The organism is Bacteroides xylanisolvens XB1A, assembly GCF_000210075.1.
GTDB lineage: Bacteria > Bacteroidota > Bacteroidia > Bacteroidales > Bacteroidaceae > Bacteroides > Bacteroides xylanisolvens.
Window position 1 is genome coordinate 1210691 of record NC_021017.1, and the last position, 22864, is coordinate 1233554.

A 22864-nucleotide genomic window follows, 5' to 3' on the forward strand; every position below is an offset into this window, starting at 1 on the left:
ATTGACCTACCTATTTTTATCCTACAATGTTTTATTTCTCAATTTTTAATTCTCAATTCTTAATTTATCATTACCTTTGCCACACTAACTAACATTACGTAATAAAATAAGAAACTTATGGCAACACCTCCGTTTAAGTATCAGCCCATGTTTGAAAAGGGAAAAGATACAACTGAGTATTATCTGCTTACAAAAGACTATGTATCAGTAAGCGAGTTTGAAGGAAATCCCATCCTGAAAATTGAAAAAGAAGGTTTGACTGCGATGGCTAATGCTGCTTTTCGTGATGTATCATTCATGCTTCGTCGTTCACACAATGAACAAGTTGCTAAGATTCTGAGTGATCCGGAAGCAAGCGAAAACGATAAGTATGTGGCGTTGACTTTCCTGCGCAATGCAGAAGTTGCTTCAAAAGGCGTACTTCCATTCTGCCAGGACACCGGTACTGCTATTATCCACGGTGAAAAGGGACAGCAGGTATGGACTGGATATTCTGACGAAGAGGCACTTTCACTGGGCGTATATAAAACATACACTGAAGAAAACCTGCGTTATTCACAGAATGCGCCTCTGAATATGTATGATGAGGTAAATACAAAATGTAACCTCCCTGCACAGATTGACATCGAAGCTACCGAAGGTATGGAATATGAATTCCTTTGTGTAACAAAAGGTGGTGGTTCTGCCAACAAGACATATTTGTATCAGGAAACAAAAGCGATCCTGAATCCCGGTACATTGGTTCCGTTCCTGGTTGAAAAGATGAAAACATTGGGAACAGCCGCTTGTCCTCCTTATCATATCGCTTTCGTGATAGGTGGTACTTCTGCTGAAAAGAACCTGTTGACAGTGAAATTAGCTTCTACTCATTTCTATGATAACCTGCCGACTACCGGAAACGAATATGGTCGTGCATTCCGCGATGTCGAACTGGAGAAAGAAGTATTGGCAGAAGCTCACAAGATTGGGTTGGGTGCACAATTCGGAGGTAAATATCTTGCTCACGATGTACGCATCATCCGTCTGCCTCGTCATGGTGCATCTTGTCCGGTAGGTTTGGGCGTATCTTGCTCTGCCGACCGTAACATCAAATGTAAAATCAATAAGGAAGGTATCTGGATTGAGAAACTGGATTCAAATCCGGGTGAACTGATTCCGGCTGAACTGCGTCAGGCAGGTGAAGGTGATGTTGTGAAGATCGATCTGAACCGTCCGATGCCTGAAATCCTGAAAGAACTGACTAAATATCCGGTTGCTACCCGTCTGTCATTGAACGGAACGATTATTGTAGGTCGTGACATCGCTCATGCTAAACTAAAAGAACGTTTGGACCGCGGTGAAGACTTGCCACAATATATTAAGGATCATCCTATTTATTATGCAGGTCCGGCAAAAACTCCGGAAGGCATGGCGTGTGGCTCTATGGGGCCTACTACGGCAGGACGTATGGACTCTTATGTAGAACTGTTCCAAAGTCATGGCGGCAGCATGGTGATGTTGGCAAAAGGTAACCGTAGCCAGCAGGTGACAGATGCTTGTCAGAAATATGGTGGTTTCTATCTTGGTTCTATCGGAGGTCCGGCAGCTATCCTTGCACAGAACAACATCAAGAGCATTGAATGTGTGGAATATCCGGAATTGGGAATGGAAGCTATCTGGAAGATCGAAGTAGAAAACTTCCCTGCATTTATCTTGGTAGATGATAAGGGTAACGACTTCTTCAAACAGTTGAAACCGTGGAATTGCAAAAAATAATCGGTTGATACCTGTTGGGATAAAACTATAAGAAGAGGCTGTAAATGCCTTGAATTAATAAAGGGGCTGTCTGACTATTTTATTGTTAGACAGCCCCTCTTCTTATTTTAAGGACTTAAAGACTTTCCGGATATTTACTTTTTCAGTGTAAATATCAACCTTTCATCAGTTATGATTACTTATTCTGTTCTTTTTTCCATTTTTCATATCTCTTCAACACCTTGCTTCCATCTTTGTTATACCAACTATAACCATTTCGGCGTTCGTGTCCGATTTCCGATATATCATATTTTTTAATGCCATCACGGTCGCAGAAAAAAGGCCGGTTTGTTTCCAGATCATAAAAACGTGCCCAAAGAGTAGGACAGTCTTCACAGGGAACCATGCGATAGTCTTTTTTGCCATCACTGTTAGTGAAATATTCTTTCTGTATTCCTTTTATTTCAGACTTTTGGAACCATTTGATAGCACCTTCTATGGATTTTACAACGTATGCAGATGGATGGGGAAGTGACATCAACAGTAATACAATATTGTCAGACTCTTGTCCGCTTAGTGACGGGAGTTCATAGGCACGTGCCTTGCAGGGTTCCAAAGTGACGCGGTCATGTTGGGCGCACCACACTGTTAACTCTCCATTTTGGCGCACCTGCGTTTTGAGTATACACTCTATCCCTTTATTAAATGCATTACGTGCTTGTTCACAGATATTGTCAGGAAGGAAAGTGTACGGAGCTTTCTTTTCGTATATGCTCCGAAGTTGATTCATGACTCTCACCATTGCATTGTCATTGTAGGTGATTTGTACGTAATAACCTTTGGGACGCGGATAAAATTGAGGCCATCCACCGTTTTCATACTGCGATTTGAGCAGATATTGAATACCGTTCAGCACTCCTTCTTTATATTTCTCCTTTTGCGTAGCCAGATAAAGCCGTGACAAATATTCTATTTCTGTCGTGGTGGCATTGTTGTCAATGGTGCTTTGGTTGGTATTTTCTTTAGCTTTTAGTGCTGCATTATATTCTTGTTCCGTCAGTTCCGCCGGCATATAGATATTCTTGGGCCAGCCTCCGGTCGTTTGTTGATAGAGTAACACGTTGTCACCGATGCGTTGGGCTTCTTCCGTCTTGAAGAAATCATCGTCAAATTTGGGAGCGATGTGTACCCATTCTTTGTAGTTCTGTTGTTTTCTGTAATCTGTTGCTTTTTGGGCTGAGGCGTTTGCCAGGATAAAAAGTAATAGTAAGAAAAGACTTAGTTTTCTCATGGCTTTTATTATTAAATGTTTTTATAGTATGCAAATGTAGGAAGAAAGAAAAACATCGGTATGTAATAACTGTTTTTTATACAGTAAAAATTGGGTTAACCCTCCCGATAAGAAGATTAACCCAATAAAAAAATAAATGGAAACTACTTCCTTATTCCAGATACTTCGTAATCTTTCCGCTGATTTGCAACAGGGATATTTCGCAAAGTTTCGTGTTATATTCAGCAGAGAGGATGCGTTCCTCTGCATCTAACAAACTTTTTTGTGTTTCACGCACTTCAAAACCGGAGAGGTCTCCCTGTATATAACGGTCCATGGCAATATCGTGATTATCTTTGGCGGTTATCAGGTTTTGACGTTCCAGATTCAGCAATTGAAGATTGTTGCGATAGGCTTGCCATAGGTTACTGAGATCAGAGCGGAGTGCTAATTCCAAGTCCTGTCGTTCCAGGCGACGATTCTTGAAAGCCAGACTTGCATTTCTCTTTTCGCGGCGACGATTACCGTCGAAGATATTAAAACCGACAGTTATTCCGGCATTGAAGCCCAGTTCACCTCTTCTGCTGTTTGCATTGATGTCATACTTGTTGAACGTATATCCATATCCGGTATTTAATTTGAGATATGGATAGTTGCGTGAGTTTATTTTCTTGTAGTCCAATTGGGCAAGTACTGTGTTTTGATCGGCCTTGAGCAAAGAAGCATTGGTTGCTAACGTAGAATTCCACAAATCATCAAATTGCAAGTCGCTGTGTACGTCGATAGTGGAGTCTTTGATAATAATGTTTTGATTGACATTGTTGTTAGCCATCAGTTCATTCAACTGGATGCGTGAAGAATGTAGCAATTCCTGTTGTTTGATGTATTGGGCACTGTCTGCATTGAAATCCACCTTTGCCTGCTGATAATCCAGCCCTGAAAACTTACCGACCAGGTGACTAGCCTCGGCTATGCGCAAGCGCTCTTTGGAAAGTGACATTGCATAATGAAAGTTTTTCAGACGAATCTTCTGCTGGATAAAATTATAGTATTCGGAAGTCAGGGCAGCGATAAAATCTTCAATGGCAATACGCGTGTTGGTTTCCCCCTGACGTTCCAGCTCTTTCAACTGTTTGTAGGTGGTACTGATATTGAATCCGTCGAAAATAGTCCAGTTGAGGTTAAGACCGACATTAACTGTCTGATCGTAGACTCCGTTGTTCTTTGTTATTTCTCCGGTAGCACGCGCCTTGGTCTCAATATTGTCCAGGTTTCCGGTATATCCGGCAGAGAAGTCCAGTGTAGGCAGGTAACCCGCATTTCCCAACGTTGCGTTGTTTTTGCTGATCTGCTCTTCGTTATGGATGATACGTAAAGAGTAATTGTTTTGCAATCCTTCTTCCAGACACTCCTTGAGAGTGAGAACTTGTGCCTTTGCAAAAGAGACTGATAAGAAGGCACATGCAATGGTGATATAAATGATGCGTTTCATGCAAATTCCTTTCTGTTTCATTCTTGTAGTTTTTTGATTCGGTTAGTCGAAATGTAACTGTAAATAGCCGGTACAATGTACATCGTAAGCAGAGTGGATACGACCATACCACCCACCACTGCCGTACCCATGGCAATACGCTGGTTACAACCTTCTCCGGTGGCAAATGCCAGCGGGATAAGTCCCAAAACCGTAGAGGCACTTGTCATCAGAATCGGACGGAGGCGTTGAAGGGCAGCATCTTTGATGGCACTCATTTTATCCTCTCCGGCTTCCTGTTTCTGATTGGCAAATTCTACAATAAGAATACCGTTCTTCGCCACCAGACCGATCAGCATGATAATACCGATCTGACTGAAAATATTCATCGTAATATCTCCGAAATACATGAAGACCAAAGCTCCGGCAATAGCCAGCGGCACTGTCAACATGATAATCAATGGATCTTTGAAACTTTCAAACTGGGCTGCCAGAATCAGGTAAATCAAAAGGATAGCCAGGATAAAGGCGAACATCAGACTGGAAGAACTTTCACGATATTCCTTCGAGTCTCCCGACAGGGCAGTACGGAAAGTGTCATCCAATGTTTCTTTGGCAATCTTATCCATTTCATCCAAGCCTTGCCCGATTGTTTTGCCGTCTGCCAATCCCGCAGAGATGGTAGCTGACACAAAACGATTATAACGATACAACTTTGGAGGTGCAATACCGCTTTCCAATTCAATCAAGTTGTCCAGCTGAATCATATCCCCGCTACTGCTACGGACGTAAATAGCTTTCAGGTCGGCCGGTTTATTTCGTTGCTGGCGGTTGATTTCACCAAGAATTTCGTATTGTTTACCGTTCATATAGAAATATCCCATACGCTGTCCACTTAATCCATATTGCAGCGTTTGAGCAATGTTTTTGGTACTTACCCCCATAATACTGGCCTTGTCACGGTTGATCTGAATACGAGCTTCCGGTTTACTGAACTTCAAATCAACGTCCGCCATCTGGAAAACAGGATTCTCATATACTTTAGCCATAAACTTGGGCAACACTTCTTCCAGCTTTTCCAAATTGGTAGCCTGAAGTACATATTGTACAGGCATGCTTCCACGACGTCCGCCGAAAGAAGACTGCTGCTGTACGAATGAACGCGCCATTGTTTTCTTCTGTACCGCTTTTGATATTTTCTCTGCCACATCCATCTGGGTATAATTACGTTCATTCATATCCTTCAGCGTGATGCGCACGTTTCCGCTACCGCTGGATACACGGGCAGTTACAGCCTCTGCATCAGGCAGAATGGAGTCTACCAGTTGATTGATGTCTTCTGTGTAATCCCTGATATATTCATAGGTGACGCCTTCCGCTCCTCGTGTATTGATACTGATTTGCGAACGGTCTTCAAGTGGGGCCATTTCCGCAGGAACTGCATTCCATAGAATACCAATCAGGCAAATGGTGATGAAAGTAAATGGAAGAGCGATCCAGCGTTTGCTAAGAAAAGCGGCAAGCGAACGGCTGTATAGCCGATTCATTCCTTCAAAGAACGGTTCTGTTTTTGCATAGAACCAACTTTGTTTTTCTCGTTTAATGAGTAACTTCGTTGCCAACATCGGAGTGAAAGTCAATGCGGCAAATGAGGATATAATCACCGAACCCGAAATTACGATACTGAACTCACGGAATAATCGTCCCGTCATTCCATCCATAAAGACGATAGGGAAGAATACCGCTACCAGCGTAATAGTGGTGGAAATAACGGCAAAGAAAATTTCTTTGGCTCCTTCTATTCCCGCTTCTTTCGGGGCCATTCCTTTCTCTATACGGATGTAGATATTCTCTGTCATAACGATGGCGTCATCTACCACCAGTCCCACCGATAGTACGATGGCGAGCATGGAAAGCACATTGATGGAGAATCCTGCCAGATACATGACGAAGAATGCACCGATGAGGGAGACAGGAATTACGATACAAGGCACCAATGTAACGCGCCAGTCACGCAGGAAGAGGAAGATAATGATGATTACGAGTACAAAAGCCTCATACACTGTTGACTTTACCTCATTGATAGACGCACGGATAAACTTGGTATTATCAAAACCGTAGTTATAGTGTACGTCTTCCGGCAAGTCCTTTTTCATCTGCTCCATACGCTGGTATACCGCATCCGCAATCTCAATATGGTTGGCTCCCGGCTGTGGAATGACTACGACACCCACCATAGGAACGCCGTTCATCTTCATATAACTCTTAATATCAGCCGGCCCCAGTTCAGCACGTCCGATATCACTGAATCGTACAATACGGTTATTCTCTTCTTTGACAATCAAGTCATTGAATTCATCTGCGGTATGCATCAATCCTAGTGTACGGATCGTCAACTCGGTGGTATTTCCTTCGATACTACCTGAAGGAAGTTCCACATTTTCGTTATCTACAGCGTTTTTAACATCGACGGGAGTGATACCGTAACCTGCCATCTTTACCGGGTCGAGCCAAAGGCGCATGGAGTAACGCTTCTCTCCCCAGATAGATACACTACTTACATCAGAAATAGTCTGTAATTGTTCTTTCACAGTCAGATCCGCTATTTCACTTAATTCCAACAGAGAACGTTTGTCACTCTGAAGAGCAACCATCAAGATAGGCATGGCATCGGCATCTGCTTTTGAAACTGTCGGTGGGTCACAGTCGCGAGGCAGATAACGTTGGGCACGTGAAACCTTGTCACGTACGTCGTTGGCCGCTGTTTCCAGATCGACGGACAATTCAAATTCTACTGTAATACGGCTTTGCCCCTGTTGGCTCACACTGGACAAAGAACGGATACCGGGAATACCGTTGATATTCTGTTCCAACGGTTCAGTTATCTGGTTTTCGATAACGTCGGCATTAGCTCCCGGATAAGAGCAGCTGACAGAAATAATCGGATTATCTACCGACGGATATTCGCGGACACCCAAATAGTTGTATCCGATGAATCCGAAAAGGAGGATAATAATCGTTAATACTGTGGCTAATACCGGGCGACGTATACTTAATTCGGAGATGTTCATTGATTTATGATTTCTGATTTCTGAATTATGATTTCTGAGTTATGGATTGAAGATTTCTGATTTTTGAATTATGATTTCTGATTTCTGAATGTTTGCTGTATTTTGCTGACTTATAAATCATAAATTATTTGGCTTATAAATCATAAATCAGAATTCATAAATCATAAATTCTCATTCTTCAATATTGTCAAGTGTTACGGCGAGTCCGGTACGGAGTTGCAATGTTCCTGAAGTGATGATTGTGTCTCCTACGTGCAATCCTCTAATCACTTGCACTTCAGATGCGGTGCGGATACCAGTAATGATATCCACCGGTTCGGCCTTTCCTGATTTATACAGATAGACTTTATCTTTACCCATTTCCGGCACAATTGCTTCCGTTGGGATGGCTATTGCATTAGGTATTTCATCCTTTTTCAACAGTACACTGGCATAACGGCCGGGAAGTAGGGTGCGATTGACATTCGGGTATAATGCACGGGCGGTAAATTGATGCAGATTCGGATCGATGGCAGATTCTACAGCGTATACCTGTGCGCCAAAAGCATCCAATGTTCCTTCAACGCTGAAATTGAGATTGGTACCCTTTTTGATTTGCTTGGCATAACGTTCCGGAACGGAAAATTCAACCTTCAGTGGAGCGATTTTTGTCAGCTTGGCAACGACTGTGGTCGGAGACGCATACGTACCGATACTGACTTGGCGAAGTCCGATCACTCCGTCAAACGGAGCACGTAGCTCTGTCAGTTCAATATTAGCTTTGATAATTTCTATATCGGCATTCAGAGTTGCTAAATCCGTTTTCACCTGTTCGTAGGCTTCTTTACTGACAGCATCCCGTTTCAATAAAGCATCCTGGCGGAATACACGGTCTTCTGCCAGTTTCAATTGCGAAATCAACCTTTGCAATTGTGCCTGCAACTGTCTGTCATTCACTTTGGCTAGTAATTGGCCTTTCTTTACGGCTGTTCCTTCTTCAAAGTTGATTTCTACAATCTTTCCCGACGTTTCGAAAGACAAATCCACTTCTTCATCGGGCAGAAGTACACCGGTAGTGGTGAATTCATCTGTCAGAGATTGCGGTTTTATGACCTTGGCATTTACATTTAAAACTTGTTTCCCTCTTTTTTTATTACCGCCCATCACTTTGTCGGCGGCTGCTAGTTCGTCGTTTTTTTTCGGTAATTGTGAGTAGATTCCTCCACCGATAATCCCGGCACCAACAAGAATAATGATGCCCCATTTAGTCTTCTTATTCATGGTTTAGTATTGTATATGGCAATTATAATATAATCTTTGAAGATTAGACTTTCCCTGATGGGAAAGGTTTAAAGAAAGGAAGAGTAAAAAAGAGTTAATCAGTAGGCAGCCCGATATTTTCCTTCCTCTTTATCTTCCAACATATTCAGATAAGAGGTATAACGGGATTCGCTGATGAGGTGCTCTTCCACTGCTTTGCGTACGGCACATCCCGGTTCATGACGATGTGTACAGTTGCCATATTTGCAGTCGGCGGAGGTTTTGAATATTTCGGGAAAATAATGTCCGATCTCTTCTTCTTCCATATCGAATGTGCCGAAGCCCTTGATACCCGGAGTATCGATGATATAGCCATCTCCTTCCACAGGGAACATTTCGGAGAAAGTAGTAGTATGCATTCCTTTGTTGTGGTAAGAAGAAATTTCGCCGGTCTTGGCTTCTATGCCCGGCAGTATGGAATTGATAAGAGTCGATTTGCCGACTCCCGAATGTCCGGAAAATAAAGTAATCTTGCCTTCCAGTGCTTTTTTGATTTCAGCCACTCCAGTGCCGTTCTTTGCGGAAACTTTGAAGCAAGGGTAGCCGATTTGTGTGTATAAGTTGATAAGTGTGTCCAGATAGCGGAGCTCATCTTCGTCGTAAGCATCTACCTTATTAAATACCAGTTTGACAGGGACGCGATAGGCCTCTGCGGATGCAAGAAAACGATCAATAAAAATAGTGGAAGTTTCCGGATAATTGATGGTTACCACCAGCATACACTGGTCGAGATTGGCAGCAAGGATATGAGATTGTTTGGAAAGATTGGATGAACGGCGGATGATGTAGTTCTTTCTATCTTCTATTTCACTGATAAAAGCAGTGCCTTCCTGATTAAGTATAATCCGGACACGATCACCCACTGCAACAGGATTAGTACTGCGAATCCCCTTCAATCGGAAATTCCCTTTGATTTTACATTCAATAGATTGTCCGTCATCGGTTTTCACCTGATACCAACTACCCGTGTTTTTGATTACTAATCCTTTCATATAAATTATAAATTAAAAATGAAGAATGAAGAATTCAGGCTGTGTTTCAACTGAATAATACAGCATTATAATTCCTCATTCTTCATTCTTAATTCTTCATTATTTTTTAGACGGTCATAATTTCTTTATCCTTTTCAGCCAGCATATCATCGATTTGTTTGATATACTTATCATGGATTTTTTGCAGTTTGGCTTCCGCATTCTTCTGCTCGTCTTCTGCCAATCCGTCTTTTACGGCCTTTTTCAGTGCGTCGATGCCGTCACGACGCGCGTTGCGTACGCTTACTTTAGCCGTTTCGCCTTCTCCTTTACACTGTTTTGCCAGTTGTTTACGGCGTTCTTCCGTCAGGGGAGGGATGCCGATACGGATCATTTCTCCATTGTTTTCGGGCATGATACCGAGGTCAGAGTCGATAATTGCTTTTTCGATGACACGGAACATGCTTTTATCCCAAGGCTTGATCACGATACTGCGGGCGTCCGGAGTAGTAATTGCTGCTACATTGCTGATAGGTACCATACTTCCGTAAGAATCTACGCGGATACCATCTAATAAGCGTGCACTCGCTTTTCCGGCGCGGATATGTGCCAGTGCTTCTTCCAGATACATGATGGCCATATCCATCTTTTCTTGTGCATTGTCAAGGCAAGTCTTTACGTCTACCATATTTTTTGAGATTTAAAATTGCATTTTGATTGATTAAGTAGCAAAAGTATATTATTTTTTGTTCATCTGCAACAGCATACCCATCTTTTTTATGAGTGACTTGCCAATGATAATCAGGGTAACGGCGGTGATAATCATTAAAATACCCATCATTAAGCGGGGAGTCAGTTTTTCGTGAAACAGGAGAACACCGAAGAATAAAGCTGTCACTGGTTCCAGAGCACCCAATATTGCCGTTGGTGTAGAGCCTATATAATGGATGGCCAGTGCGGTACAGACCAGTGATACGGCAGTTGGCAGGATGGCGAGTGATAATACATCGGCCCAGAGCCAGGCAGACGGTATTACTTGCAGTTCCGTACAGAAATTTAAACGGACGATATAAACCGATAGTCCGAACAAAATGGCATAGAAGGTAAGTTTCGTGGTCGGCAGGTTTTTCAATGTCGAACGGTTTACACCTACTATATATATAGCATAAGAGAGAGAAGACAACAGAACAAAGATAATTCCCAAAGTCGATAGCGGTTTGTTGCCGTCTCCCTGATAAAGCAAGGCAATGCCTGAAAGTGCCAGCAGGATGGAGAAAACGGTAATGGCGGAAATCTTTTCCTTGAAGAATATTCCCATAATGACAGCTACCATCACCGGATAAACAAACAGAATCGTTGAAGCAATTCCGGCATCCATATAATTATAACTCATAAACAAAAGCAGTGATGAAAAAGAGAATAACAATCCCATAATGACTAAGGGCAAAACGTCTGCCTTATGAAGTGCAAAAGACTGGTGCTGCATTTTCATCAGAATACCCAATACGATTGTCGCAAAGAAGTACCGGTAGAATAAAACGGTATCGACACTCATTCCGGCTGCATAGAGCGGAAGTGCAAAAAGAGGATTCATACCGTAGCTCGCAGCGGCAATCGCTCCATAGATAAAACCTTTGGTTTTGTTAGTCATTGTTTTGCTTTTTTTAATGGCGTGCAAAAGTACGCAGTTCACCAATGATAAACAAGTGTTTAGGCGGTTGATAGTATAATTTAATCTTTCGTATGCTAAAAACTATTTCTTGGTAAAGAGATAACTAATCTTGTTTATGCATAAAATTAATCGTCTGACTATAGTCGAACTTGCGTCTGACTACTGTTAAACTTACGTCTGACTATAGTTGAACTTTCGTCTGACTATAGTCAGACGAAAAAGAATTAACCGTCAGATGATTAATTTTATTCGGTAGGGAGATTAGTTATACGCCTCCCGAGTAATAGTCTGCAGGCAATAGGCAATCAGGTTTTTGAATAAACACTTGCATATATCTTGGATTTTCCCGAATATTGCATCTGAATTATCGAAAAACACAGATGGCCAAAGCTAAATTTCTTGTTGTTTATTGCCTGTTCATATCGGGACTTTGTTGCATGGCAAATGTGACGAAGGATATCAATATGCGCTTTAAGGACGTAAGGCAGGGACTTTCTCATCAAACGGTCAATTGTTTCTATCAGGATGAATTCGGATTTTTGTGGATCGGCACTCAAGACGGGCTGAATCGATTTGACGGACGTAAGTTTGAAGTATTCAAGCCGGATAACGCTAATCCTTATTCCATCAATATCAATAATATCAGGCAGGTTTGCGGAAATAAAGCCGGATTGCTCTTTATCCGCAGTTTGCAGAGCGTGAGTCTTTATGATATGCGTTTGAATCGTTTTAGGGTGTTGCGTGAAGGAGAAGTTGCGGGAATCTGTTATGCGCACGATGCATTATGGATAGCTACCGGAAAGGAAATCTACCGTTATCGCAACCTCGACCAGGCGCCCGAGTTATTCTTTTCATTTCCTTCGGATGAGGAGGATGTATTGATGAACAGTCTCATGGTTCGTCAGAATCAGACAGTGGTGGTGGGGACTTCTTCGAAAGGTGTATACTGCATCGACCAGTCTGCACATATCACCCGACGTATGGATGTGGGAGCTGTCAATTCAATAACGGAAGACAGGAACGGGAGTATCTGGATAGCTACCAGAAACAGAGGGCTCATACGGTTGGATGAAGATGGAAAACTTACTCTTTTCAAGCATAATAAGGTAGCTGAAAATACGATTAACCATAATAATGTGCGTCATGTGACGCAAGCTAATGATAGTCTCCTGTATATCGGAACCTATGCCGGTTTGCAGACTTTAAACCTGTTTACTGGAGAGTTTACAGATTATGAATATGACTTGAATGTGGAGGCGGCCGATATACGTTCCATTATTTCGATGCATTACGACACTTCGGGGACTTTATGGTTGGGGACTTTTTATCAGGGAATCCAATATTATAATGTAGCGAATGATGCTTTCCATTTTTACCGCTCGTCTACGGCTGTTGGCGGTCATTTGAATTCTTATATTATCAGTTCCATTGCCGAAGACCGTTCCGGCCGGATCTGGTTTGCAAGTGAAGGAAGCGGGTTGAACTATTATGATAAACATACCAAACGCTTTTTCCCTTTAAAAAAGGTCTATTCTCAAGAGCTTTCTTTTAAGATAGTGAAGTCTCTTTATTATGAGAAAGAGCCGGATTATCTTTGGGTAGCTTCTCTTTATCAGGGAATCAACCGGATTAATCTGTCGACCGGACATATAGAATCTATCCCGGAAAACATCTATACTCCGGAAGGAAAAACAGTTGTTGACAGAGCCTATAATCTGGTGAAAATGATAGAGTTTGCCGGCCACGATTCTTTATTGATAGCTGCCAAGGGAGGATTGCTTGTATTGGATAAAAAACACCTTCGACTTCATCATTTCGAACACCCTTCGTTGGCTGCCAAACATCTGTCGCAGGTTTGGGATATGACGTTTGACAAAGACGGGGATTTATGGCTGACTACCTCTTTTGATCTGATACGAGTCAACCTCAAAGCGGGCATTGCCCATAGTTATCCTTTCTCCCAAATAGCGCAGAGTACAGCGCAGCATCACATCAACCACATTTTATGTGATAAGAAAGGACGTATATGGCTGGGATCGACAGGCTCGGGAATTTATCTATTTGATAAGAAGACAGATTCTTTTGTGGGATACGGAGCGAAACAGGGATTGGAAAATGGATTTATAACCGGATTGGTGGAGAGCCCTTTGGATGGTTCTATCTATGTGGCAACCAATGGTGGTTTCTCTAAATTCAACCTGGCAACGACTACATTCGAGAACTATAACAGACAGAGTGATTTTCCCTTGAATAATGTAAATGATGGAGGGCTGTATATTGCGTCCGACCACGATATTTACGTGTGTGGTCTGGCGGGTATTGTCTCTATCGCCCAGGAAAAGCTGAACAAACAGTCTGTTGACTATGATGTGTTTGTAAAACGGGTGCTTGTGGATAATACGGAAATACAACCGCTTGATTCGTTGGGGCTTATCAAAGAAACCGTATTGTATGAACATCGGTTAGTATTGCCGCCCAGATATTCTTCCGTCACTTTTGAGATAGCAAGTAACACCCTGAATAATATTTCTAATATCGGTCTGGAATATAAACTTGAAGGCTTTGATAACGAATATATGAAGGCGGGCGATAATACGATGATTACCTATACCAATCTTCATCCGGGGCATTATACTTTCCATGTCCGTGGCGACCAGGTGGGCGTTCACGGTCGGGAAGCACCTTCCGTTAGTTTTGAGCTGATAGTGGAGGCTCCGGTTTATCAGCGGGCATGGTTTATTTTGTTGATGGTGCTGGCAGCTATCCTTATTGCCGGCTATATTATCCGTATGTTCTGGATACGAAAAACCTTGCGGCACTCTTTATTGGCCGAGAAACGGGAAAAAGAGTATATCGAAAGTGTGAACCAGTCCAAACTGCGTTTCTTTACCAATGTATCGCATGAATTCCGTACTCCGTTAACGCTTATATCCAGCCAGCTCGAAATGCTCCTGATGCATAAGGACATTATTCCTGAAGTATATAATAAGATTCTGGATATTTATAAAAATTCCCGCCGGATGAATAACCTCGTGGATGAAGTCATTGATATCCGTAAGCAGGATCAGGGATACTTGAAACTAAAGATTTCTAAAGAGAATATTGTGGCGGTGATAGAGGAAATTTGTGGCTCTTTCTATAGTTATGCCCAACTGAATAAGATAGATCTCCGCTTTTCTTCCACTCTGAAAGAAGCTGATTTGTATATTGACAAAACACAGATAGAGAAAGTATTCTATAATTTATTGTCCAACGCTTTTAAGTATACGAAGCCTGGTGACTGGATTTCTGTTGAGCTGTCAGCGGAAGGAGATAATGACATTGTGATTTCAGTCAACAACCTGGGGGTAGGCATTGATAAATCCAAGATCAAACATGTATTTGAACGGTTTTGGCAGGATGATTCGGCAACAACCACACGAACTGTCAAAGGATCGGGCATTGGATTGGCGATGGCGAAAGGAATTGTAGAGTTGCATCAGGGAACCATCGGAGTGGAAAGCGAACTGAATGGAGTTACCTCTTTTACCGTTACTCTCCACCGGGATGCGAATATGAATATGGAAGCCTCTTCCTCCGCAGACGAGCACGTTGCCGAACATTATATAATAGAGCCTCAAGAAATCTCGGAAATGGTGAAGCCGGATAAAACGGTGAAAATACTGATTGTAGAAGATAACCCGGAAATGCGTAAAGTATTGACGCAGATTTTTGAACAGATATATGAGGTATATACGGCTGCCGACGGGCAGGAAGGATTGGAACGGGCTTCTTCGCTCCAACCGCAGATGATTGTAAGTGACATCATGATGCCTGTCATGTCCGGACTGGAAATGTGCGAGAAGTTGAAAAGTAATTTGCAGACCAGCCATATACCTGTTGTCTTGCTGACAGCCCGCAACCGGGAAGAACATACCTTGGAAGGCTTGCAGACAGGTGCGGATGATTATATCTCCAAACCTTTTAATATCAAGATATTGGTAGCCCGGTGCAACAATATCATCCAGACTCGTAAACTACTTCAACAACGGTTTGTTCGAAACGACGAACCTAAAGTGGAAGACCTTCCGTTTAATCCGATCGATAAAAAGATGTTGATGGATGCTACGGCGATTGTGGAATCTTATATTGATAACCCAGACTTTGACGTAGCTACTTTTGCACGAGAAATGTGTATGAGCAGAACGTTGCTTTTCACCAAATTGAAAGCATTGACCGGACAGACCCCGAATGACTTTATTTTATCTTTGAGACTGAAAAAAGCAACAGAAAAATTGCGGAATGACCCCAATGCCCTGATTGCTGATATAGCATTTGATTACGGTTTTTCTAATCCAAGTTATTTTATCCGGTGTTTTAAAAATGCTTATGATATTACTCCGGCTGCTTATAGACGGAAATATGCAAACTCTTAATTTATAGCGTTTTAGGTGCTTTCTGCCTGACGAGATTTGTACTATTTGAACTTTTATACGGACGATTCTATTATTCGAAATCATTAATAATTGGGATTTTTGCGCTGTAATCATTCAAATTATTACATAGTATGAAAAACATCGTAATTAAATGGGCTGTGTTCCTGACAGCCTTTCTTATCTCTTTAGAGCTTAGTGCTCAAAATGTCAGAGTTTCTGGAGTGGTGACAGACGCACTTGGACCGATCCCCGGAGTTAATATCATGGAGGAGGGGACTACTAACGGTACAGTGACGGATGTAAATGGAAAATATTCAATCAGTGTATCGGCTAAATCTACCCTTGTTTTTTCTTGTATAGGATATAAGGAACAAAAAATACGTGTCGGTACGAAAACGGTACTGAATGTGAATATGGTGGAAGAGTCGAAAATGCTCGATGAATTGGTGGTTGTCGGTTATGGAGTTCAGCGTAAGAGTGATGTAGCCACTTCGGTAGCTTCGGTCAAAGCGGATGAAATGAAAACATTTCCCGCCGGCAATGTGGCTGATATGTTACGTGGACGTGCCGCAGGTGTGAATGTAACGAGTAGTTCCGGACGACCGGGATCGACTCCTTCGATTACCATTCGTGGTTCCCGTTCTATCAGTGCGGACAATGCACCTTTATATATTATAGATGGTTCTCCTTCCAGTGCAACAGAGTTCAGTACGTTGAGTGCGGATGATATTGAATCGGTTGAAATCCTGAAAGATGCTGCGTCACAGGCTATTTATGGTGCACGCGCCAGTGACGGTGTGGTACTGGTGACTACCAAACGTGGTAAAGCTGGAAAAGTGGAAGTCAACTATAATGGTTATCTGGGTATTCAATCTCTCTGGAGAAATTTCGATTTCTACTCTCCCGAAGAATATATGCAGCTTCGTCGTGAAGCAAAGGCGCATGATAAAGGAATAATTGATGCGCGTGAGATTTCTATAGCCGAAGCGTTGGAAGACGAGGTGATGCAGCGGGTATGGGCCAGTGGAAAGTTTATCGACTGGGAAAAAGAAATGTTCAGAAATGCAATCTATCATAATCACGACGTCAGTGTACGTGGAGGAACAGAAAAAATCAAAGTATCGGCAGGTGCCAACTACTTTGACCAACAAGGAATGGTGGTTACCGGATCGGGGTATCAGAAGTTTTCTTTAAGACTGAATCTGGACTTTGAAATAGCTAAATGGATTAGTTTCGGTATCAATTCTTCTTATGCGATGACAAAACAAGATCGTGAGGATGGTAACTTTAATGATTTTATTACCAGTTCTCCATTGGCGGAGATATATGATGCGGATGGCAAGTATACAAAATATATCAACTCGGAAGGAAATTATAATCCTTTGTACCGTGCCGAACATTATGGACGTGAAGTAACCCGTGATAATTACCGCCTGAACTTTTTTATGGATGTGAAACCTTTCAAGGGATTCAATTATCGTCTGAATACTTCTGTTTATAATCAGACGTCTGAAGACGGTTCTTATAAAGATTCCCAATATCCGGGAGGCGGAGGAACGGCCGTTCTTGACGAATCGCGTACACAGAACTGGCTGGTTGAGAACATTGTGACCTATAAAGTGCCTATTCGGAACAAGAAACACCAGTTGACATTGACCGGCGTTCAGTCTGTCGACCATAATGGTTCGAAGTCTGTCGGGTACTCGGTTGAGAATCTTCCGGTGGATAAAGACTGGAACTTCATTTCTCAAGGTGAGTTTACAGGCAAGCCTCGTCGTCAGTTTAATGAAAATAACTTGGTGTCTTTCATGGCTCGGGCGCAATATTCGCTTTTAGATCGTTATTTGTTGAACGTGGCTGTCCGCCGTGACGGTTCCAGCCGTTTCGGAAAAGAAAATAAATGGGGAACTTTCCCGTCGGCAGCTTTTGCCTGGCGTGTCAATCAGGAGAGTTTCCTAAGAGATGTGTCGTGGATTGATAACCTGAAACTGCGTGTGAGTTATGGTATTGTAGGTAATCAGAACGGTATCGGCAATTATACTACCTTGGGACTGGCTGATAATAAAGGGTATGAGTTTGGAAATGTTTTTCAAATGGGATATTTGCCGGGCAAGGAACTGTCTAATCCAAACCTGAAATGGGAACAGTCTGCAACAGCTAACTTTGGTGTTGACTTTAGTTTCTTCAATGGGCGTCTGAATGGTACGGTTGAGTATTATAATACTCATACGAAGGATTTGTTGGTGAAACGTTCCCTGAATGCGTCACTCGGATATACTACCATGCTAGATAATCTGGGAAAGACGAAATCCAGTGGTATCGATCTTTCTTTAAATGGTGACGTGGTACGTACAAAGGAGTTTACCTGGACACTCGGAACTAATTTCAGCATGTATAAGAATGAGATTATCCGTATTGACGATACTCTCGATGAGAACGGGAAACCGGCAAGTCAGGTAGCCCAGGGGTGGATTATCGGAGAACCGATCAATGTATACTATGATTATCTGATAGATGGAATTTTTCAGTATGATGATTTTGATATCACTCGTGATGGTACGGGAAATCTGGTCTATACACTGAAAAATACCTATGATAGTGATAATGACGGTGTGGTCGACAGTCCGATTAATTACGGTGGCGCTATTGAACCGGGAATGGTCAAGGTGCGTGATAACAACGGGGATGGAAAGATTACAGCTGATGACAGGGTACCTATCCGTAAAGATCCGAAGTTTACACTCTCCCTTTCTTCTACATGGAACTGGAAAGGATTTGACCTGTTCATGGACTGGTATGGAGTTTCCGGCAGAAAGATTAAGAACGGTTATTTGTACGAGTATAATTCCGGTGGTTCTTTACGTGGAAAATTGAATGGGGTGAAGGTGGATTATTGGACTCCGTTCAATCCTTCGAACAAATTCCCACGTCCTTCTTATAGTGCGGACCCTGCATATTTGAGTGCCATTGCCATTCAGGATGCTTCTTATATCCGTTTACGCACCTTACAACTGGGATATACTTTCCCCACCCGACTATTGAAGAATACTCCGATTCATAAATTACGATTGTATGCAACTGCTACTAACTTGCTGACATTTACGGAGTTTAAATCTTATAGTCCCGAACTGACTCCAGGGTCTTATCCGGAGTCCAGACAATATGTGTTTGGTGTCAATGTTTCATTCTAAAATAAAGAATCCTTATGAAAAAGTTAATATATACAGCCTTTGTCATTTGCGGAATGTTGACCGCTTCCTGCTCGGATTTATTAAATCTGGAATCAAAAACAGACGTGACGAATAATTATCTGTTCACTACTCCCGAAGGATTGAATACTGCCGTTACAGGATTGTATTCCCTGGCACGTGAATTGCCGGGTGGAGCGGATAATAACGAATCTAATCTGTACATCGTTACCATGTGTGACTTTAATACGGATATTGCCATACTTAGAGCAGGTGTTTCTACCTCAATCGGACGTTTGAATACAAGTTTTACTCCAAGTACTGGAGATGTCAATAAGTTCTGGAAACATCACTATGGGATTATCGGAAAAGCAAATGAAATTATTGTAGCGGCAGAAGCCTTGGGACTGGATGACAGCGACGTATTGCACGCATGGAGTGAAGCGAAATTCTTCAGAGGACGGAGCTATTTTGAACTTTGGAAACGCTTTGACCGCCTTTATCTGAATGTCACTCCAACCACTGTCGATAATCTGAAACGGGAGTATAAACCGGCTTCTCATGAAGAACTGATGACACTGATGACGACTGACTTGGATGATGCGATGAAAGGTCTGGACTGGTCGCTTCCTCAAAATAACGGAAATGTATTGTATGGACGGGTAACGAAAGCGACTGCCAAACATGTCCGTGCACAGGTTGCCATGTGGGAATCGGATTGGGATACAGCCATTGAGGAATGTGAAGACATCTTTAAACAGGAGGGCATTTACTCAATGGAAAAGAAGGCCGAGAATGTATTTAATAGCGCAGATTTGAAATCCCCGGAAGTGTTGTGGAGTTTCCAATATTCACAAAACTTGGGTGGAGGAGGTTCCGGAACTCCGGTTGCCGGACATCGTATCTCTATTCAGACCACTACCCGAATCAATAAAATTGCAGGTTGTATCAATACGGCCGATCAGGGTGGATATGGTTGGGGACGTATTTATCCGAATACCTATTTATTGAGTTTGTATGATCAGGCTAAAGATACACGATACAATGAATTGTTCGTACACCGTTTCAAATACAATGATCCTACTTCTCCTAAATATGGCGAATTGATTCCCCTTGCGAAAAGTTCCAGTTATTGTGAGACGTTGCATTTCATGTCGAAAAAATACTTTGATCAGTGGACTATGGCCGATAATCCGGACCGGACAACGGGATTCAAGGATTTGATTGTCTATCGACTGGCTGAAACTTACTTAATGGCGGCAGAAGCGTATATGCGCCGTGACGGAGGAATGAGCACGGATGCTCTGCGCTGTTACAATAAAACATGGGAACGTGCCGGGAATGACAAATTTGCGGGACCTCTGACGCAAGATATTCTTTTGGATGAATATGCCCGTGAACTGAACTTCGAGGGAGTCCGTTGGCCTTTACTAAAACGTTTGGGGCTTTTGGGTGAAAGGGTGAAAGCGCATTATGGCGAGACAAAAGCTGAAAATCCTTATTTAGATAAAGATTATGCGGAATGTCGTACCAGTTTTGTAGTTGGAAAGCACGAATGTTGGCCTATTCCACAGGAGCAGATTGACTTGATGGGGAAAGAGAATTTTCCGCAGAATGAGAATTGGTATTAAGCGATTGATTATCTGTAAAACATGAATGAGTATGAAAAGAATAATATATCTGTTATTGATTTTAAATCTGGGGCTGCTTTCCTGTGTCGATGATGCGTCGGTACGTGTGATGCCTGAATTTAATTGTAAAGATACAAAAGTAAACCTGGCAAAAGCGGCGGGTTCTTCCGTCACATCGCTATTATATACTAATGTCGGTCAGGTTGTTGCTCAATATCAAGCGGAGTGGCTTTCTGTAGATGTAAACGCTAAAAGTGTAATATACACTGCCTTGACGCAGAATGACGGTGAGGATGCAAGGAGTACTGTCGTGAAACTGACTTGCGGTTCATATACAGTGGAAGTGACGGTTACACAGGATTCCAAAGAACCGGACCTTTCTTTGAAGGTAGGACAAAGTGTAGATGATGGTATCGGTATGATTTTCTGGGTGGATCCTTCGGACAAGATGGTAGGAAAAGCTGTATCTGTAAAACGTCAGGGAGGAAATCCTTTTGAGGCCTCTGTGATGTCTCATAATGCGCTTTCTACAGTGAATGGATATGCCAATACGGCTTTGTTTACTGCTCCTGCTGCAAATGATGCAGTGGCATACTGTCAGTCGCTGGGTGAGGGATGGTATCTGCCTGCACGTGATGAGTTATGGGAGTTGTTTGATGTTTACAACGGTATTGGACATGCTGACCCGGATTTTGCTTCGGTTGTACCTGATAAGTTGACGGAAGTTGAAAAAGCGGCACGTGCGGCATTTGATAAGATGTTGACCGATTTGCAGGGTGATGTAATAAACGAGGCTGCCGGTTCGGGCAATGGGGAAAGCTATTGGTCGAGTACGGAAAATGCAGCAGGGGATAAGGCTTATTGGGTACGTTTCGGAAAGTCTGGTGCTGATGCAGGAAATAAAACAGCTACCAACCGTTTTGTGAGATGTATGCGCACAATTGGTGATTATACTTATCCTGAAGAGCCGGCAACTCTGACGGTGGCTCCCAATCCTGTGACATTGGAAGGTGCTAACGAAGCGGAAGCAAATGTTACGTTGACATCCAATAAGAGTGTATTCAGCGTAGTGTTGGCAGATGATTCCTGGCTTTCATATACTATTTCAGGTACTACAGTTACGTTCAAGGCAAAATCAAAAAATACCACTGGTAATATTCGTACGACAATTGCTACAATAACAGCCGGTACTGGCGCAGCCGCAAAAGCAGTGGAGGTAACAGTGAATCAAAATGTAGCTGCCGAGGGAGACGCTTCCCTCGAATTGAGTACCAATGCGGTGACTATTACTCCTGATGCGGTAGCAAAATCAGAGGTAATTACAATGATTTCTGATGAGACGGAATTTGCAATAAATATCACTGATGAATCTTGGGTGAAAGCGTATGTTGATGTAACAAGTAAAACTCTTTATTTTTGGACTTTATCTCCCAATCTGAATAGTTCTAGCCGGGTAACGACTGCTACGGTAACAGCCGGAAGCGGAGCGAATGCGCCTAAACAAGAGGTTACGATTACACAGAGAGGACTTTTAAGTTCCGAGTTTGCGGTGGGACAGGTAATTGCGGATAATGGATCGTTGAAAGGAGGCATTGTTTTCTGGGTAGATGCAACTAATCGTGGTAAGGCTAAGATTATGTCGTTGGACAGAGAGAATTTGGCATGGTCTACAGCAGGCTCTCCGGCTTCTACTGGTTTGACTTTATCTAATGATAACGGTTTGGCAAATACTACTGCCTTGGCAGCATTGCCGAATGCAGCGGAAATGCCTGCTCTTAAATATTGCATGGATAAAGGTTCCGGATGGTATTGGCCTACAAGATCGGATCTGGAACAGATGTTTGAAACCTATAATGGGACTAAAGTAGCAGATGCGACGGAGGATAATCCGAATGCGATTACTGATTTTGAGAAAGCAAATCGTGCGGCATGGGATCTGATAGTTACTAATGTAGGAGGAACTGCTATGAATACGGCAGCGGCTTCTTCTACCGGAGATTCTTATTGGGCTAGTCGTGAAACGTCAAGTGGTACAAATGCATTTTATGTACGTTTTGGAAAACCGCTTGCTTGGGATAAAGCAAATGGGAAAAAGTCTGGGGCAAGATATATTCGCGCAGTCCGTTCAATCTCGAAATAATG

At 42.6% G+C, this 22864-nt stretch carries 12 protein-coding genes; 5 read left to right on the forward strand and 7 right to left on the reverse strand.

Going from position 1 to position 22864, the window contains the following annotated elements; all coding sequences use genetic code 11:
- The first annotated feature begins 117 nt into the window (after positions 1 to 117).
- On the forward strand, positions 118 to 1755 hold the full coding sequence (locus BXY_RS05070; protein WP_004306525.1) for a fumarate hydratase: 1638 nt from the start codon (positions 118 to 120) through the stop codon (positions 1753 to 1755).
- A gap of 175 nt (positions 1756 to 1930) precedes the next feature.
- On the opposite strand, the gene pelA is transcribed toward BXY_RS05070, so the two are convergent.
- From pelA to BXY_RS05105, 7 genes are all read right to left on the reverse strand, one after another.
- Positions 1931 to 3025 carry a pectate lyase gene (gene pelA, locus BXY_RS05075; protein ID WP_015531343.1) on the reverse strand — a complete coding sequence of 365 codons (1095 nt, stop codon included), beginning with the start codon at positions 3023 to 3025 and terminating at the stop codon, positions 1931 to 1933.
- Between the two features lie 151 nt (positions 3026 to 3176).
- Positions 3177 to 4517, reverse strand: a complete 1341-nt coding sequence (locus tag BXY_RS05080; protein WP_004299193.1) for a TolC family protein — start codon at positions 4515 to 4517, stop codon at positions 3177 to 3179.
- Positions 4514 to 7546 carry an efflux RND transporter permease subunit gene (locus tag BXY_RS05085; protein ID WP_004299194.1) on the reverse strand — a complete coding sequence of 1011 codons (3033 nt, stop codon included), beginning with the start codon at positions 7544 to 7546 and terminating at the stop codon, positions 4514 to 4516. The genes BXY_RS05080 and BXY_RS05085 overlap by 4 nt, the downstream gene beginning before the upstream one ends.
- 171 nt (positions 7547 to 7717) lie before the next feature.
- Positions 7718 to 8806, reverse strand: a complete 1089-nt coding sequence (locus BXY_RS05090; protein ID WP_004299195.1) for an efflux RND transporter periplasmic adaptor subunit — start codon at positions 8804 to 8806, stop codon at positions 7718 to 7720.
- Positions 8807 to 8904: 98 nt separating this feature from the next.
- Positions 8905 to 9837, reverse strand: coding sequence for a ribosome small subunit-dependent GTPase A (gene rsgA, locus BXY_RS05095; protein ID WP_015531344.1), 933 nt, complete (start codon positions 9835 to 9837; stop codon positions 8905 to 8907).
- Positions 9838 to 9943: 106 nt separating this feature from the next.
- A complete protein-coding gene (gene frr / locus BXY_RS05100; protein ID WP_004299198.1) occupies positions 9944 to 10504 on the reverse strand; it encodes a ribosome recycling factor in 561 nt (186 codons plus the stop codon).
- 51 nt (positions 10505 to 10555) lie between these two features.
- Entirely contained in the window at positions 10556 to 11467 is a 912-nt protein-coding gene (locus tag BXY_RS05105) for an EamA family transporter (protein WP_004299199.1), read from the reverse strand.
- A 401-nt stretch (positions 11468 to 11868) separates the two neighbouring features.
- Between BXY_RS05105 and BXY_RS05110 the strand changes: the two genes are divergently transcribed.
- The 4 genes from BXY_RS05110 to BXY_RS05125 all read left to right on the forward strand — a co-directional run bounded on the left by BXY_RS05110 (position 11869) and on the right by BXY_RS05125 (position 22862).
- A complete protein-coding gene (locus BXY_RS05110) occupies positions 11869 to 15903 on the forward strand; it encodes a hybrid sensor histidine kinase/response regulator transcription factor (protein WP_015531345.1) in 4035 nt (1344 codons plus the stop codon).
- Between the two features lie 131 nt (positions 15904 to 16034).
- Positions 16035 to 19094, forward strand: coding sequence for a SusC/RagA family TonB-linked outer membrane protein (locus tag BXY_RS05115; protein ID WP_015531346.1), 3060 nt, complete (start codon positions 16035 to 16037; stop codon positions 19092 to 19094).
- Positions 19095 to 19108: 14 nt separating this feature from the next.
- Positions 19109 to 20722 (forward strand): RagB/SusD family nutrient uptake outer membrane protein, encoded by a 1614-nt coding sequence (locus BXY_RS05120; RefSeq protein WP_015531347.1) that lies wholly within the window; start codon positions 19109 to 19111, stop codon positions 20720 to 20722.
- Between the two features lie 25 nt (positions 20723 to 20747).
- Complete coding sequence (locus BXY_RS05125) at positions 20748 to 22862, forward strand: BACON domain-containing protein (RefSeq protein ID WP_015531348.1); 2115 nt, start codon at positions 20748 to 20750, stop codon at positions 22860 to 22862.
- The last annotated feature ends 2 nt before the right edge of the window (positions 22863 to 22864 follow it).

Excerpts from the sequence above, each read along its gene's own strand:
- BXY_RS05070 (WP_004306525.1), top strand. The coding sequence starts at position 118 with ATGGCAACACCTCCGTTTAAGTATCAGCCCATGTTTGAAAAGGGAAAA.
- pelA (WP_015531343.1), bottom strand. The coding sequence starts at position 3,025 with ATGAGAAAACTAAGTCTTTTCTTACTATTACTTTTTATCCTGGCAAAC.
- BXY_RS05080 (WP_004299193.1), bottom strand. The coding sequence starts at position 4,517 with ATGAAACAGAAAGGAATTTGCATGAAACGCATCATTTATATCACCATT.
- BXY_RS05085 (WP_004299194.1), bottom strand. The coding sequence starts at position 7,546 with ATGAACATCTCCGAATTAAGTATACGTCGCCCGGTATTAGCCACAGTA.
- BXY_RS05090 (WP_004299195.1), bottom strand. The coding sequence starts at position 8,806 with ATGAATAAGAAGACTAAATGGGGCATCATTATTCTTGTTGGTGCCGGG.
- rsgA (WP_015531344.1), bottom strand. The coding sequence starts at position 9,837 with ATGAAAGGATTAGTAATCAAAAACACGGGTAGTTGGTATCAGGTGAAA.
- frr (WP_004299198.1), bottom strand. The coding sequence starts at position 10,504 with ATGGTAGACGTAAAGACTTGCCTTGACAATGCACAAGAAAAGATGGAT.
- BXY_RS05105 (WP_004299199.1), bottom strand. The coding sequence starts at position 11,467 with ATGACTAACAAAACCAAAGGTTTTATCTATGGAGCGATTGCCGCTGCG.
- BXY_RS05110 (WP_015531345.1), top strand. The coding sequence starts at position 11,869 with ATGGCCAAAGCTAAATTTCTTGTTGTTTATTGCCTGTTCATATCGGGA.
- BXY_RS05115 (WP_015531346.1), top strand. The coding sequence starts at position 16,035 with ATGAAAAACATCGTAATTAAATGGGCTGTGTTCCTGACAGCCTTTCTT.
- BXY_RS05120 (WP_015531347.1), top strand. The coding sequence starts at position 19,109 with ATGAAAAAGTTAATATATACAGCCTTTGTCATTTGCGGAATGTTGACC.
- BXY_RS05125 (WP_015531348.1), top strand. The coding sequence starts at position 20,748 with ATGAGTATGAAAAGAATAATATATCTGTTATTGATTTTAAATCTGGGG.